Below are 16298 nucleotides of genomic sequence, written 5' to 3'. Positions count from 1 at the left end.
AGACAGCCATGTCCACCCGCCGCAACATCCTGAAAGGCGCCGCCGCCACCGGTGCGCTCGCCACCTTCGGTGTGGGCTATGCCGACACGCTGAAGAAGCTCGCCAAAGGCCACTGGTCGGGCGAGAGACCCGACAAGGCGCTGGCCGGCAATGCGCCCGACCCGGAATACAGCATTGACCCGGAAACCGGCGATCTGGCGCTGAACCCCGATCAGGCGCTGAGCTACACCATGTGCATCGGCTGCACGACCATGTGCGGCGTGCGCGTCCGGGTCGACAAGACCCGCAACGAGGTGCTGCGCGTCGCGGGCAACCCCTATTCGCCGATGAGCACCGATCCCTTCATCCCCTACGAGACCTCGGTGCGCGACAGCTTCAGGGCGATGGCGCAGACCGGCGCGGGGCAGGGGCTGACCAATCGCTCCACCGCCTGCGGACGGGGCAATGCGGTGCTGCAACAGGTGACCAACCCGCGCCGGGTGCTGAAGCCGATGAAACGGGTCGGGCCGCGTGGTTCCGGCGAATGGCAGACGATCAGTTTCGAGCAGCTGGTCGAGGAGGTGGTCGAGGGCGGCGATCTCTTTGGCGAGGGTCGGGTGGCCGGGCTGCGCGAGATCTGCGATCTCGAAACCCCCGCCGTCGAGGGCGCGCCGGAATACGGGCCGCGCGCGAACCGGCTGGTGCTGATGAACTGCGTCGACGACGGGCGCGACAATCTGGTGCTGCGCTGGCTCAAGCAGAGCTTCGGGTCGAACAACTTCACCCGCCACGGTGCCTATTGCGGCGGGGCGTATCGCTCGGGCTCCGGCGCGCTCTTCGGCGATGTGAAGGCGATGCCGCATGCCAAGCCGGATTTCTCGGAAGCCGAGTTCATCATTTTCGCCGGCACCGCGCCGGGCAATGCGGGCAACCCGTTCAAGCGGGTGGGGGCGCTGGTCGCGCAGGCCCGCGCCAGCGGCAAGCTGAGCTATGTGGTGGTCGATCCGGTGCTGAACAATGCGCAGAACGCGCCTTCGGGCGACCGGGCGCGCTGGCTGCCGATCAAGCCGGGCACCGACGGCGCGCTCGCCATGGGCATGATGCGCTGGATGTTCGAGAACGACCGGATCAATGCTGCCTATCTCGCCCAGCCCTCGCAGGCCGCCGCCGATGCGGCGGGAGAGGCCAACTGGACCAATGCCACCCATCTGGTGGTGGTCGAGGAGGGGCACAAACGCTTTGGCCGCATGCTGCGCGGCTCTGACATGGGGCTCGCTGTCGCGGGTGAGCCCTATACCGACGCCGACCCCTATATGGTGGCGTCGGACTCCGGCCCCGTCCCTGCCGGAGCCTCGGCCGCGCCGCTCTTTTTCGACGGCGTGGCCGGGACGGCGGGCGGCCCGGTGGCGGTGAAGACCGCGCTGACGCTGCTGCGCGAGGAGGCTATGGCGCAGAGCCTCGACGCCTATGCGCAGGATTGCGGCATCCCCGCCGAGACCATCGCCGGGCTGGCCCGCGAGTTCACCTCGCACGGGCGCAAGGCGGCGGTGAACAGCCATGGCGGCATGATGAACGGTTCGGGCTTTTACAACGCCTGGGCGCTTACGATGCTCAACACGCTCATTGGCAATCTGAACTGGAAGGGCGGCACGATGATCGCGGGCGGCGGTTTCCCCGAGAACAAGGGCCCGGCCTACGATCTCGCGAGCTTCCCCGGCGCGGTGACGGCCAGGGGGCTGCCTTATGGGCGCAACGCGCCGTATGAGAAGACCGCCGAGTTCAAGGCCAAGCAGGCGGCGGGCAAGCCCTATCCGGCGGATGGTCCCTGGTATCCGCAGGCGCCCGGGCTTGCCACGGAGTGGATCAGCTCGCTGGTCAATGGCTACCCGTACCATGCCGAGGCACTGATTTTCCGCAACACCAACCCGGTTTACGGCATTCCCGGCATCGCCCATGTGATGGACAAGCTGAAGGATCCGGCGGTGGTGCCGCTGATCCTCTCGGTCGATCCGTTCATCAACGAAAGCTCGGCCATCGCCGATTACATCGTGCCGGATTCGGTGATGTACGAAACCTGGGGGTTCACCAAACCCTGGGGCGGGGTGGCGACCAAGGCCACCACGGCGCGCTGGCCGGTGATCGAGCCGCGCATGGCGCAGAATGCCGAAGGAGAGCGTGTGGGGCTGGAGAGTTTCCTCATCGCCACCGCCAAGCGCATGGGGCTGCCGGGCTTTGGCGATGCCGCGATCCCGGACGCCGAGGGCAACCTGCACCCGCTCAATCGCGCCGAGGACTGGTATCTGCGCGGCGCGGCCAATGTGGCGCTGATCGGCACGCCGGTGGATGATGCCAGCGATGACGATATCGAGCTTTCCGGCGTCTCGCGCATCCGCGCCGATCTGGAGGCGGTGCTGAAACCCGGGGAATGGCGCAAGGCCGCGACGATCTATGCCAAGGGTGGGCGCTACGAGAATATCGAGCGGAGCTATACCGGCGAGCGCGCCACCCATGCCTTTGCCGCGCCGATGCAGATCTGGAACGAGGGGGTGGGCAGCTTCCGCCGCGCCTCGACCGGCAAGCGGATGCCCGGCACCGCATGCTGGCGGGCGCCGGAGTTTGCCGACGGCACGAAGGTGGCGGAGCATTACCCCGAGGCCGACTGGCCGGTGAAGCTGGTGAGCTTCAAATCGCCGCTGCAGAACTCCTATTCGGTGGGGGCGAAGGCGCTGCTCAGGATCGTCGCCGCCAACCCGGTGATGATCGGGCGCGACGTGGCCGAGCCGCGTGGGATCGCGACGGGTGACATGGTGCGGCTCACCACGCCGGGCGGGCAGCTCGACAGCGTCGCGGTGGTGCGCGACGGGCTGGCGCCGGGCACGGTGGCCATCGAGCACGGGTTCGGCCATCGCGGCTTTGGCGCCGAGGACATCACCATCGACGGCCACACCACGCCCGCCGATCCGCGCCTTGCCGCCGGGGTGCTGCTGAACGATCTGGGCATGATGGACCCGACACGCGGGAAAGCCGGGGTCTGGGTCGATCCGGTCTCGGGCACCGCCGTGCGCCAGGGCCTGCCCGCGCGGGTGGAACGCATCGGCTGAGCGCCGGGGCTTGCAACTGGCACCTGAACCGCCCGCCGCCGGCACCCGGCGGGCGGTTTTGCGATGAGAGCCCCGGAAGGACGCCGCATTCCTCGCCAGTCAGCGCGCCGGGGGGCTTCCGGAGACACAGAATTTCCGCCGTCCCCCTTGCGCAAACCGGGCGCTTGCAGAAGAGATGAGTCATAACGGACCGGTCCCGCGCAAGACCGGCCTGACCGTCACAGAAGAGGGACCGCGCCCATGAAACATTTCCTGACCGCTACCGCGCTGAGCCTCAGCCTCAGCCTCGCCGGGGCGGCTTCCGCCGAGACCGTGCTGACCGTCGCCAACTGGCTGCCGCCCTCGCATCCTCTGGTCTCCGAGGTCATCGTGCCGATGACCGAGCAGATCGCCGAGGCCACCGGCGGCGAGGTCACCGCCAACATCCTGCCCGCGCCGCTTGGCCCGCCGGGTGCGCATTTCGACTTTGCCGTCAACGGTGTGGCCGACATCACCTTTGGCGTGCAGGGCTATAATCCGGGCCGCTTCAAGACCACCAATATCGTCGAGCTGCCCTTCCTCGGCGACAGCGCCGAGGACATCTCGGTCGCTTACTGGCGCGTCTTCGAGGACAGGCTCCAGGCGGCGGGCGAATATGACGGCGTCAAGGTGCTGGCGGTGTTCAGCCACGGGCCGGGCGAGATCTTTCTGAAATCCGGCGACGTGACCGCGCCCGATGTGATGCAGGGCCAGAAGATCCGGGTCGGCGGCGGCATCGTGCACGAGGTCGCCTCGGCACTGGGCGCCGTGCCGGTCGAGGGCCCGTCCTCCAAGGCCTACGAGCTGCTGAGCCAGGGCGTCGCCGACGGCATCCTCTTCCCCTATGAATCGGTGAATTTCTTCAAGCTGATCCCGCAGCTGATCGACGCCATCTCGGTGCCGGGCGGGCTCTATAACACCTCGTTCTACATCGTCATGAACAAGGCGAAATGGGACAGCCTCAGCCCCGAGGTTCAGGCCCAGATCGACAGCGTGACCGGCGAGGCGCTGGCGCGGATGGCGGGCCAGATGTGGGACAGCGCCGATGCAAAAGGGCTGGCGGCGATGAAGGGCAAGATTGCCATCTCCACCGCCACCGAGGCGCAGATGGCGGCCTGGGGCGAGGCGCTGGCGCCGCTGGTCGAGGCCAAGCTGGCCGAGGCGGCGGAAACCGGCGTCGATGCGCAGGCGGCCTATGACATGCTCAAGGCCGAGATCGCCAGGGAAGCCGCGGCGGAATGAGCCGCGCCGCCCCGGACGACAGGCCCGGCTCGGCCAGGGGCCGGATCGGGCTGCGCGGCGCCCTGGCGGTGCTGGGCGGCCTGCTGCTTCTGGGGCTCATGGGGATGACCGTGGTCGATGTGGTCGGCCGCTACCTCTTCAACGCGCCGCTCAGGGGCGCGACCGAGCTGACCGAGCTTTTGCTCGCGGCGGTGGTCTTTCTCGGCCTGCCGGCGGTGGCGCTGGCCGACGAGCATGTGACCGTCGATCTGCTGACCGAGCGGATGCCGCGCTGGCTGCATCCCTGGCGGCTGGCGCTGACGGGGCTGGTGTCGGCGCTGGTGCTGAGCATCGTGGCCTGGCGGGTCTGGGTCTATTCGGGCCAGATCGGCGGCTATGGCGGCACCACCACCACGCTGGCCATCCCAATCGCGCCGCTGGGCTACTTCTGCGCCATCTGCACCGGCGTGGGCGCCGCGCTCTCGGCGCTGGTGCCGGTCGCGGGGCTTTTCAAACGGAACGAGGCCTGAGCCCATGGAATCCTGGCCCATCGGAATGGCCGTGCTGGGCACGCTGCTGCTGGTCGGCGTGCCGATCTCCATCGCGCTGGCGGGGGTGGGGCTGGTCGGCGTCGCCTCGATCATCGGCTGGACGCCGGCGCTGTCGCTGCTGGGCTCGGCGTTTTTCGACAACGGGCGGGATTACTCGCTCTCGGTGCTGCCGCTCTTCCTGATGATGGGGAATTTCGTGGTGCAGTCGGGCATCGCGGAGGAGCTTTACAATTCCGCCTATGCCTGGCTGCGGCACCGCAAGGGGGGGCTTGCCACCGCCACCGTCATCGCCTGCGGCGCCTTCAGCTCGGTCTGCGGCTCCTCCATGGCGACGGCGGCGACGATGACGCGGATCGCGCTGCCCTCGATGCGGCGCTTCGGCTATCCCGACCGGCTGTCCACCGCATCCATCGCGGCGGGCGGCACGCTGGGCATCCTCATTCCGCCCTCGGTGATCCTGGTGTTCTACGGGATCATGACGCAACAGGACATCGGCAAGCTGTTCCTTGCCGGGCTGATCCCCGGCCTGATCGGCATCGCGGGCTATGCCATCGCCGTGCGGATCTCCATCGCCTGGCAGAAGATCGACCTGCCGGTGGAGCCCAAGCTGCCGCTTCTCGACCGCATTCGCGCGCTCAAGGGCACGGCGGGGGCGCTGCTGCTCTTCGTCTTCGTGATGGGCGGCATCTATCTGGGCGTCTTCACCCCCACCGAAAGCGCCGGGATGGGCGCGGGCGGGGCGTTTCTGCTGGTGTTGCTGTCGGGCCGGTTCAGCACGGAAAAGCTGATCGCGGTGCTGTATGACACGATGAAGACCACCTCGATGATGTTCTTCATCCTCTTCGGCGCGCTCACCTTCACCAATTATGTGAACATGTCGGGCATGACGCGCGACATTCAGGGCTTTCTGGCGGTCTTCGGAGACACGCCGCTGATGACGATCCTCGTGATCCTCTGCATTTATCTGGTGCTGGGCTGCGTGCTGGAAAGCTTGTCGATGATCATGCTCACCGTGCCGGTCTTTTATCCCATCGTCGCGGCGCAGGGGATCGACCTCATCTGGTTCGGTATCTTCGTGGTCATGGTGACCGAGATCTCCTATATCACGCCGCCAGTGGGCATGAACGCCTTCGTGTTGCGCTCGGTGGTGCCGGACGTGTCGCTGGGCACGATCTTTCGCGGACTGCTGCCCTTCGTGGCGATGGATGTGCTGCGGGTGGCGCTGCTCACGGCGGTGCCGGGGTTGGTGCTGCTGCTGACCTGAGCGGGACCGGTGGCGCGCCGGCGGTTTTCGGGTAGAAACGGTGTAGGGTTCTGGCGTCCGCTGCGTATCAAACTAAACTGCGCCGTACAGATCCGAGTCTGTTCTGCGATGCCATAAGGAGGCCCGCCCGTGACCCGCTCATCCCGTTTCGCCCTGTCTCTGGCGCTCCTGCTTGCCCTACCGGGAGCCCCGGCGCTGGCAGAGACGAAGTTCGAGGCGCTTCTGGCGCGGTTCGGTGGGGCGGACCGTTACGAGGGTATCGCCAGTTCCAATGGCAGGATCGAGGCGCAAAGCGTTGATGTGGCGACGAAATATGCGGGTCGCGTGACCGAGGTTCTGGCCGGGGAAGGCGATATTGTCGAGGCGGGCGCGGTGCTGGCACAGCTCGACGACCGCGATGCCAAGGCGCAGCTTCTGGCGGCGCAGGCGACGGTGCTTCAGGCGCAGGCCAGCAAGCAGATGGCCGAGGCCAGCGTCATGCAGGCGCAAAGCGCGCTGGCGGTGGCGCAGACCAGCTTCGACCGGGTGAAAACGCTGAATGCCGACGGCCATGCCAGCCAGGCGGCGCTGGACGATGCCACCAACGCGCTGAACACGGCCAAGGCGGCGCTGGCGACCGCGAAAGCGCAGATCAGCAACGCCGATGCCGCCATCGCCGCCAGCGAGGCGGATGTGGAGCGGCTGAAGATCGGGCTCGACGACCTGACGATCCGCGCGCCGATCCGGGGCCGGGTGCTCTACAAGCTGCGCGAGCCGGGCGAGGTGATGGCGGCGGGCGCGGCGGTGGTCACGCTGCTGGATCTGACCGATGTCTACATGAACATCTATTTGCCCGCCTCGGTGGTGGGCACGCTGGCCTCGGGGGACGAGGCGCGGATGGTGCTCGACCCGATCCCGCAATATGTGGTTCCCGCGCGGGTCACCTTCATCTCGCCGCAGGCGCAGTTCACCCCGAAAAGCGTCGAGACGGCGGAGGAGCGCGAGGATCTGGTGTTCCGCGTCAAGCTCGCCATCCCGCGGGAACTGCTGGAGAAATTCGAGGCGCAGGTGAAATCCGGCGTGCGGGGCCTGGGCTTTGTGCGCGCCGCGCCGGGCGCCGAATGGCCCGCCGATCTGACGGTCAACGTGCCGGAGTAGGACCATGGATCTCGTGGCCGAGCTGGACGGGGTCAGCCATCGCTATGGCAGGACGACCGCGCTCGATGCGGTGACGCTGGGCATTCCGGCGGGCGTCATGGCGGGACTGATCGGGCCTGACGGCGTGGGCAAATCCACGCTGCTGGCGCTGATCGCGGGGGTGCGGCGGCGGCAGGACGGCCGGATCGTCACGCTGGGCGAGGATATGGCGCAGGCGGGGGCGCGCGGGCGGGTGGCGCCGCGCATCGCCTATATGCCGCAGGGGCTGGGGCGGAACCTCTCGACCACGCTTTCGGTGCGCGAGAACCTGGATTTCTTCGGGCGGCTCTTCGGCCAGCCCTCCGAAGAGCGCGCCGCACGGATCGCGATGCTGCTTGAGGCCACCGGGCTCGCGCCGTTCCCCGACCGTCCGGCGGGCAAGCTCTCGGGCGGGATGAAGCAGAAGCTCAGCCTCTGTTCGGCGCTGATCCACGACCCCGACCTGCTGATCCTCGACGAGCCCACCACCGGCGTCGACCCGCTGTCGCGGCGGCAGTTCTGGGATCTGATCGACCGCATTCGCGGCCACATGCCGGGCATGAGCGTGATTGTCGCCACCGCCTATATGGAAGAGGCCGAGCGCTTCGACTGGCTGGCGGCGATGGATGCGGGCCGGGTGATCGCGCAGGGCGCGCCCGCCGAGCTGCGCGCGCAGGGCGGCGGCAACACGCTGGAGGAGGCGTTTATCCGCCTGCTGCCGCAGTCCGACGATCACAGCCCCGTGGTGCTGCCCCCGCGCGAGGACAGGGACGGCGCCACGCCAGCCATCGAGGCACAGGGGCTGACCAAGCGCTTCGGCGATTTTACCGCCGTGGACAACGTGAGTTTCACCATCCCCGAGGGCGAGATCTTCGGCTTTCTGGGCTCGAACGGCTGCGGCAAATCCACCACCATGAAGATGCTCACCGGGCTTCTGGACCCCAGCGAAGGCGAGACCCGGCTCTTCGGGGAGGAGCTGAAAGCCTCCGACATGCAGAGCCGGCTGCGCATCGGCTACATGTCGCAAAGCTTTTCGCTCTATACCGAGCTGACCGTGCGCCAGAACCTGACGCTGCACGCGGAGCTTTACGCCATTCCGCCCGAGACCCGCGCCGCGCGGGTGGACGAGGTGCTCGACGCCTACGGGCTGCGCGACGAGGCGGACATGCTGCCCGACGGGCTGCCGCTGGGCCAGAAGCAGCGGCTGCAACTGGCGGTGGCGGTGATCCACAAGCCGCGCATCCTGATCCTCGACGAGCCGACCTCGGGCGTCGATCCGCTGGCGCGGGACGATTTCTGGCGCAGGCTGATCCGGCTGTCGCGCGAGGAGGGGGTGACGATCTTCATCACCACCCATTTCATGAACGAGGCTGAGCGCTGCGACCGCATTTCGCTGATGCACGCGGGCAAGGTGCTGGAGATGGGCGCCCCGGCCGAGATCGTGGCGCGGCGGGGCGCGGAGACGCTGGAAGGCGCCTTCATCGACGCGCTGGAAGACGAGATGGGCCGCGACGAGGCGGGCGCCGAACCGCCGGTCTACAACGCCGCGCCGCGCAGGCGCAGCGCCGCGCGGCAGGCGCTGACCCGGCTCTGGGCCTATAGCTGGCGCGAGACGCTGGAGCTGATGCGCGACCCGATCCGGCTGTTCTTTGCGCTGGCGGGGCCGGTGATCCTGCTGCTGACCATGGGCTACGGCATCTCCTTCGACGTGGACGAGCTGAGCTTTGCCGTCAACGATCAGGACCGCAGCCCGGAAAGCCGCGCGCTGATCGACGAATTCGCCGCGATTCGGCAATTCGCCGAGGGGCCGCCTTTCGCCTCCTTCGACGAGATGAACGACCGCATGGGGCAAGGCGAGCTGGCCGTGGCGCTGGAGATCCCCGACGGCTATGGCCGCAGCCTGCATCTGGGCGAGGTGCCCGAGGTCTCGATCTGGATCGACGGCGCCATGCCGTTCCGGGCCGAGACCGCGCGCGGCTATGCCATGGGGCTGCTGCAATCCTATGCGGCGCGTCAGGCCGCCGAGACCGGCACCTCCGGCGCCACCCCGGTCGACATCGAGACGCGGTTCCTGTTCAATCAGGCCTTCCGCAGCGCCAACGCCATGGTGCCCTCGCTGATCATGCTGATCCTGATGCTGATCCCGGCGATCATGTCGGCGGTGAGCGTGGTGCGGGAAAAGGAAACCGGCACCATCGCCAATTTCCGCTCGACCCCGGTGCGGCGGACCGAATTTTTGATCGGCAAGCAGATCCCCTATGTGGTCATCGCCTGGGGCAGTTTCTGGGTGCTGGCGGCGCTGGGGCGGTGGCTGTTCGACGTGCCCTTCAGCGGCAGCCTGACGGCGCTGTCCGGGATCGCGGTGCTCTATGTGATCGCCACCACCGGGTTCGGGCAGCTCATTTCCAGCTTCACCCGCACGCAGGTCTCGGCGGTCTTTGCCACGGCGGTGATCAGCATCATCCCCACGGTGAATTTCTCGGGCCTCATCATCCCGGTCTCGTCGATGAGCGACACGGGCCGCATGGTCGGGCTCGCCTTTCCCGGCGGCTGGTTCCAGCCGGTCACGGTCGGCACCTTCGTCAAGGGCTTCGGCTGGTCCGAGGTGGCGCTGAACGCCACGGTGCTGGCGGGGTTCTGCCTGATCTATCTCGCGGTCGCGGCGCTGGCGCTGCGCAAGCAGGAGGCATGAGCATGCAGGCGGTGATCAATACCCTGCGCCTGACGCTCAAGGAGCTGCGCGCGATCCGCCGCGACACGGTGATGATCGTGCTGATGATCTATGTCTTCACCGTCGCGGTCTATCTGGTGACCAACGCCGCCTCGACCGAGGTCAAGGATCTGTCGGTGGCGGTGGTGGACGAGGATCATTCGCAGCTCTCGCGCCGCCTGACCGATGCCATAAGGGGGCCGCTCTTCCTCGATCCGGTGCCGCTCTCGCCCGAGGCGGCGGCAGCGGAGCAGACCGTGGGCAACTATGTGCTGGTTCTGGCGATCCCGCCGGAGTTCGAGCGCGACCTGCGGTCGGGCGGCAGCGCCACGCTTCAGATCCTCGTCGATGCCACGGCGGTGGCGCAGGCGGGCAACGGCGCGAGTTTTCTGCAGCAGGTGCTGGCGCAGGAGATCTCGGACTATGCCGATCCCGGCGGCGACAGTGCGGCGCTTGTGGATGTGGTCTACCGCACCCGCTTCAACCCGAATTTCACCGCAAGCTGGTTCACCGCCGTGATGCAGCTCATGAACAACGTCACCATCCTGACGCTGATCCTCTCGGGCTCCTCGATGATCCGCGAGCGCGAGCATGGCACCATCGAACATGTGCTGGTGATGCCGATCCGCCCGGTGGAGATCGTGCTGTCCAAGATCCTGGCGACCGGCGCGGTGATCCTGCTCGGCTCGGTCCTGAGCCTGACGATCGTGGTCGAGGGGATCATGGGCGTGCCGGTGCAGGGGGCGCTCTGGCTTTATGTGCTGGGGGCGGCGCTTTACGTGGTGGCGGTGGCGAGCATGGGGCTGATGATGGCGAGCTTCACCAGCAATATGGGCCAGTTCGGGCTGCTGGTGATCCCGGTGATCATCGTGATGTTCATGCTCTCGGGCGGGATCACGCCGCTGGAATCCATGCCCGCCTGGCTGCGTGTCGGCATGCAGTTCGTCAGCCCCTCGCCGCATTTCGTGGCGTTTTCGCAGACGGTGCTCTATCGCGGCGGCGGCTTTGGGCTGGTGGTGGGCCATCTGGCGGCGATGGCGGTGATGGCGGTGCTGGCGCTGAGCATCGTGCTGGCGCGGTTCCGGCGGGTGCTGGCGAATTGAGCGCCTCTGTTTGAGGCGTTGCCACGTCCTTGCCCTGCACAAGCGCAACGCCCGCCGGCAACACATCGCTTTGCGATGTGTGAGAGGCGCCTTCGACCTGATCCCGGGCCGGAGGCGCGGGGATTGATCGACGTGATCGGTGGCGTTCCTGCCGTCGCGGAGACCCCGGCGCGACACCGCGCGCTTGGGCAGGTAGGGTGGGCAATTCTGCCCACCGCCCGCTAACCGCTCCGGCGCGTCTTATCCCTGCCGCACCAGCTTGCCCGGGTTCATCAGGTCCTTCGGGTCCAATGCGCGCTTGATCTGCCCCATCACGTCCCAGCCCTCGCCATGCTCGGCCTCCATATAGGCCATCTTGCCCAGACCCACCCCGTGCTCGCCGGTGCAGGTGCCGCCCAATCGCAAGGCGCGTTCGGCCATGCGGTGCGACAGCCGCTTGGCCTCCTCCATCTCGGCGGGCTGGTCGGGATCGACCAGCAGGATCGCGTGGAAATTGCCGTCACCCACATGGCCGAGGATCGGCCCCGGCACGAGGCTCTGCGCGATGTCCGCCTGGGTTTCCTCCACCGCCCGCGCAAGCTGCGAGATCGGCACGCACATATCGGTCACCACCGCCCGGCAGCCCTTGCGCGCGGCCAGAATGGCGTAATAGCCGTTGTGGCGCAGTGCCCAGAGCGCCCGGCGCTCCTCTTCCCGCGCCGACCAGCGGAACGGCGAGGCGTCGTGATCGGCGACGATCTCGCCGAAGCGCGCGGCATCCTGCGCCACGCTTTCCGGCGAGCCGTGGAATTCCACCAGCAGATGCGGCGCCTCTTCCATCTCCATCCCGGAATAGGCGGTGAAGGCCCGCGCCGTCGCGGCATCGACGAATTCGATCCGCGCCATGGGGATCCCCATCTGGATCACCTCCATCACCGCGGTGACCGCCGAGCCCATGTCGGGGAAGGCGCAGATGCCCGCGCTGGTCGCCTCGGGGATGCCATGCAGCCGCAGCGTCAGCTCGGTCACCAGCCCCAGCGTGCCCTCCGAGCCCACCAGCAGCCCGGTCAGATCGTAGCCTGCCGCCGTCTTGCGCGCCCGCGTGCCGGTGCGGATCACCCGCCCGTCCGCCAGCACCGCCTGGCAGGCCAGCACATTGTCGCGCATCGTGCCGTAGCGCACCGTTGTGGTGCCCGAGGCGCGCGTCATCGCCATGCCGCCCAGCGAGGCGTTGGCGCCCGGATCCACCGGAAAGAACAGGCCGGTCGCCCGCAGCTCTTCGTTCAGCGCCTCGCGGGTCACCCCGGGCTGAACGGTCACGTCCATATCGGCGGGGCGGATCTCCAGCACCTTGTTCATGCGCGAGAAATCCACCACCACGCCGCCCTTGACCGCGAGGCCGTGGCCCTCGAGCGAGGTGCCGGCACCCCATCCGATCATCGGGCAGCCATGCTCGGCGCAGATCCGGACAAGCGCCTGGACCTCCGCGACGCTCTCCGGATAGGCCACGGCATCCGGCGGTGTCGGCGGGAAATGCGATTCCGACCGTCCGTGCTCGGTCAGTTCGGACTTGGACCGGCTGAGCCGTTCGCCTAGGAGTAGGGCAAGAGCCTCGAGGGCTGTAGCGATGGACATTAAGAACCTCCGGGTCGATCGGAGGCGACTTTAGCCTCGCCGCGCGCCCTGCGAAAGCCAAAGGGGACAGGGGAATGCTGCGCGACATCGCCCGGCAATGGCGGGAAACCCGCGCCGCCTGCGGGCGGGGATGGGACATGCTGCGGCACAAGGCGCCGGGGCAGATGACCTTCTGGCTGATCGCGCTGGTGGTGGGCGCGGCAGCGGGCTTTTCTGCGGTTCTTTTCCGGTTCGCGATCAACAGCTTGCAGGCGTTTCTTTACGGAACCGAGGACGTCAACACCCTGGCGAGCTTCGCCGAGACGCTGCCCTGGGTCTGGGTGCTGCTGATCCCGGTCTGCGGCGGGCTCGCGGTCGGGCTGATCGTGCAGTTCCTCACCCCGGACGGGCGCGTGCGCTCGGTCTCGGACGTGATCGAGGGCGCCGCGCTGACCGACGGGCGGGTGGAAAAGAAGGCGGGGATCGCCTCGGTCCTGTGCTCCTGGATCACGCTGTCCACCGGAGGCTCCACCGGCCGCGAGGGGCCGGTGGTGCATATTGCGGCGATGATCTCGTCCTGGGTGTCGAACCTGCTGCGGGTCGATGGCATCACCGGGCGCGACCTGCTGGGCTGCGCTGTGGCCGCCGCCGTCTCGGCGAGTTTCAACGCGCCGATCGCGGGCGCGCTCTTCGGGCTCGAGGTGGTGCTGCGCCATTTCGCGCTGCACGCCTTCGCCCCCATCGTGGTGGCCAGCGCCGCCGGCACGGTGATCAACCGCCTCAGCTTTGGCGATGTCACCGAATTCGTGCTGCCCGGCACCACCACGGTGGAATTCTATCTGGAGCTGCCGGCGTTCTTTCTGATGGGGCTGGTCTGCGGGCTGGTCGCCGTGCTGATGATGCGCGCGATCTTCTGGTCCGAGGACATCGGAAACCGCGTGCAGCGGCGGCTGGGCCTGCCGCACTGGCTGCGTCCCGCCGTGGCCGGGCTGCTGCTGGGCGCCATCGCGATCCGCTTTCCGCATATCATCGGCGTCGGCTACGAGACGACCTCGCGAGCGCTGACGGGCAATCTGGTGCTGGCGCAGGCCACCGTCTTTGCGGTGATCAAGGTGGCGGCGGTGTCGATCACCATGGCCGGCCGCATGGGGGGCGGGGTGTTCTCGCCCTCGCTGATGCTGGGGGCGCTGACCGGGCTGGCCTTCGGTCATATCGCGACCGGGCTCTTTCCCGATCAAAGCTCGGCCTTCACGCTCTACGCATTGGCGGGCATGGGGGCGGTGGCGGCGGCGGTGCTGGGCGCGCCGATCTCGACCACGCTCATCGTCTTCGAGCTGACGGGCGACTGGCAGACCGGGCTCGCGGTGATGGTCTCGGTGTCGATGTCCACGGCGGTCGCTTCGCGGCTGGTGGACCGCAGCTTCTTTCTCACCCAGCTCGAACGGCGCAACGTGCATCTGGCGGCGGGGCCGCAGGCCTATCTGCTGGCGATGTTCCGGGTGGCGGGCGTCATGCGCAAGCCCGACGATCCCGGCGCGGCGGATGAGGAGGCCTGCCTGCGGATGATCGAGCAGGGGCTTTACGTGCAGGTCTCGGCGACGCTGGAAACCGCGCTGCCGCGTTTCGACAAATCCGGCGTGGCCTTTCTGCCGGTGGTGGTACTCGAGGGCGAGGCGCAGACCCCGTTGCTACAGGGCGCGCTGTTCCATGTGGATGCGCTCAAGGCCTATAACCGGGCACTGGCGGCGACGGCGGCGGAAGAGCATTCCTGACCCGGCAGCGGGCCTTCCCGGTGAGCAGGGCGGAGAGAATCGGGGCCCGCAGGTGTGCTTTGGCAGACCGGTACACGCCAGGGGAGAGGCGGCGGCGGCGAGCGGGGGAGACCCGGTTTGACCGTTCCGCAGGCGAAACGGCCTTCAAAACCGTAACATATTCAGGAAAATGCGCGGATTTTTGCCGAGTGACTCCACGTCCTCTTTGCAAAATCCCAAGGATCGACAAAGACTTTGTCAGCTTCGGAGACAACGAGGCAAGGCAGATTAGTATCGTCGAGGGACTCATGAGCGTGACTGGCGCGCGAAAGGCACGGCTTGGCCTGCCGATTCTCTGTGCACTTCTCCTGACCACCGCGGCCTGTTCGACCAAGGGGCCGGACATCGCCTATACATCCGAAGGCATCGACCTCGACCGCCGCGCCATGGCGCTGCGCGAGGTGGACGTGCTGCATGCCAAGGGCCAGCGCGTCTGGTGCGTGCCCTTCGCGCGCAATGCCAGCGGGGTCGAGATCCGCGGCAATGCCGACACCTGGTGGGGCAAGGCCCGTGGCCTTTACGAACGCGGCAAGCAGCCGGTCGTGGGCGCGGTGATGGCGTTCTCTGCGACCCGGGGCATGCCGATGGGCCATGTCGCCGTGGTCTCGGATGTGGTGTCCGAGCGCGAGGTCCGTGTCGATCACGCCAACTGGACCCACAATCAGGTGTCGCTGGGCATGTCGGTCAAGGACATCTCGGCGAATAACGACTGGTCCTCGGTCCGGGTGGAAAGCACTCCCGGCGCTTATGGCAAACCCTATCCGATCAGCGGATTCATCTATCCCAGCCGAGTGAACTGAGCTCTCTTTCGCGAGGATTGCCCTGGCGAGTGGTGGGCAGCATTGCGCACCCTACCGGCTTTGGTCTCCCAAGTGTAGGATAGCTTCCGCTGAAAGTAGCTCAGTCTGATATGTAGCGAGAGGCTGTTGTCCGAATGCGGTCGGCATGGTCGTAGATGTCGGCCAAGGACGAAATTGCGACGCGCTCTTCTCGTTCTGAGTCGAAAAGCCCCAGATACCACTGCTTTCGATTAAAATGCAGTCTTGCCAGAGGTTTGCGGTTGTTGTCGTCTACTAGGATAGCACAGTACGACTTCGCATCTCGGAGACCGACCCGCGATGCTGCGATTACATCTCGGACAATCGCACGCACAGTCAGCATGCCCTCGACCTCGTCCTGTGTCGTTTCGATGTCGCTTTCCGTATCGTCGTTGGTCAATGTGGAATCTTGTGTTTCCTCTTCAGCGTTTTGATCTAGCGCCGTTGACAAACGCGACCGAACCGCATCGCGGATAATTTCTGTGAATGCGGCCTTCGTTGCGCTTGAGACCGTTTCCTTCACGCTCGCAGTGATGCGCCCTTCATGCACATGCGATGCAATCAGGCGCACCAAATCTTCGCTGGGCGCTTCCATCTCCACAGCAATGAACTGCTTTATTGAGGAGGTGTACTTGAGTCTTTCGGCTGTTGCGAGAATGCGGTCGACATCGAAGCTGCTCTTTTCAAACTTCTTTAGCTCGTTGGCGTTTGACGTGCTATAATCCAATAGATCAATTGAAAAGAATGGACGATTGTCGAGCTTGTTCGGTTCTTCCAGGTCCGAATAGAACTGAAATACCTGACCATTTGTTAGGATTGCGAACTTGGCGTGGGTGACCGAGAAATATCGGTAGAGCTGCGAAAGATGCTTCTTGTCGAGCTTTGGAACGTCTGATCTACCGTTTTGGCTGTGCCGATTTCCATGCAATCGGGCTTTGATTTAGCATACAGGGACCGATTTTGGGCTCGTAGCG

11 protein-coding genes are annotated in these 16298 nt (G+C 66.6%); 9 read left to right on the top strand and 2 right to left on the bottom strand.

All coding sequences use genetic code 11. The features are described 5' to 3' along the window. Positions 1-8: 8 nt before the first annotated feature. The 7 genes from M4578_RS00055 to M4578_RS00025 all read left to right on the top strand — a co-directional run bounded on the left by M4578_RS00055 (position 9) and on the right by M4578_RS00025 (position 11102). Positions 9-3080 (top strand): molybdopterin dinucleotide binding domain-containing protein, encoded by a 3072-nt coding sequence (locus M4578_RS00055; protein WP_258091386.1) that lies wholly within the window; start codon positions 9-11, stop codon positions 3078-3080. 240 nt (positions 3081-3320) lie between these two features. Continuing rightward, positions 3321-4340: a TRAP transporter substrate-binding protein gene (locus M4578_RS00050; RefSeq protein WP_258091385.1), complete on the top strand. Its 1020-nt coding sequence runs from the start codon at positions 3321-3323 to the stop codon at positions 4338-4340. Next, positions 4337-4849: a TRAP transporter small permease gene (locus tag M4578_RS00045; protein WP_258091384.1), complete on the top strand. Its 513-nt coding sequence runs from the start codon at positions 4337-4339 to the stop codon at positions 4847-4849. The genes M4578_RS00050 and M4578_RS00045 overlap by 4 nt, the downstream gene beginning before the upstream one ends. Positions 4850-4853: 4 nt before the next feature. Next, positions 4854-6134: a TRAP transporter large permease gene (locus M4578_RS00040; protein ID WP_258091383.1), complete on the top strand. Its 1281-nt coding sequence runs from the start codon at positions 4854-4856 to the stop codon at positions 6132-6134. Between the two features lie 129 nt (positions 6135-6263). Next, entirely contained in the window at positions 6264-7271 is a 1008-nt protein-coding gene (locus tag M4578_RS00035; protein ID WP_258091382.1) for an HlyD family secretion protein, read from the top strand. A gap of 4 nt (positions 7272-7275) precedes the next feature. Then, positions 7276-9981 (top strand): ribosome-associated ATPase/putative transporter RbbA, encoded by a 2706-nt coding sequence (rbbA, locus tag M4578_RS00030; protein WP_258091381.1) that lies wholly within the window; start codon positions 7276-7278, stop codon positions 9979-9981. Positions 9982-9983: 2 nt separating this feature from the next. Then, on the top strand, positions 9984-11102 hold the full coding sequence (locus M4578_RS00025; protein ID WP_258091380.1) for an ABC transporter permease: 1119 nt from the start codon (positions 9984-9986) through the stop codon (positions 11100-11102). A 240-nt stretch (positions 11103-11342) separates the two neighbouring features. On the opposite strand, the gene M4578_RS00020 is transcribed toward M4578_RS00025, so the two are convergent. Next, positions 11343-12716, bottom strand: a complete 1374-nt coding sequence (locus M4578_RS00020; RefSeq protein WP_258091379.1) for an FAD-binding oxidoreductase — start codon at positions 12714-12716, stop codon at positions 11343-11345. 74 nt (positions 12717-12790) lie between these two features. Here M4578_RS00020 and M4578_RS00015 point away from each other — a divergent pair, with 74 nt between their 5' ends. Together M4578_RS00015 and M4578_RS00010 are read left to right on the top strand one after the other, a co-directional pair. Beyond that, complete coding sequence (locus M4578_RS00015) at positions 12791-14467, top strand: chloride channel protein (protein WP_258091378.1); 1677 nt, start codon at positions 12791-12793, stop codon at positions 14465-14467. Between the two features lie 287 nt (positions 14468-14754). Then, positions 14755-15306: a CHAP domain-containing protein gene (locus M4578_RS00010; RefSeq protein ID WP_258091377.1), complete on the top strand. Its 552-nt coding sequence runs from the start codon at positions 14755-14757 to the stop codon at positions 15304-15306. Between the two features lie 100 nt (positions 15307-15406). Here the strand turns inward: M4578_RS00010 and M4578_RS00005 are convergent, their stop codons facing one another. Beyond that, the gene (locus M4578_RS00005) at positions 15407-16252 is read right to left on the bottom strand and encodes a restriction endonuclease (RefSeq protein ID WP_258091376.1); all 846 of its coding nucleotides are present in this window, start codon (positions 16250-16252) and stop codon (positions 15407-15409) included. Positions 16253-16298: the final 46 nt, after the last annotated feature.

The sequence above is a fragment of the Salipiger pentaromativorans genome, from assembly GCF_024721115.1.
Lineage (GTDB): Bacteria > Pseudomonadota > Alphaproteobacteria > Rhodobacterales > Rhodobacteraceae > Salipiger > Salipiger pentaromativorans.
This window is presented reverse-complemented; position numbering and strand designations above follow the sequence as displayed.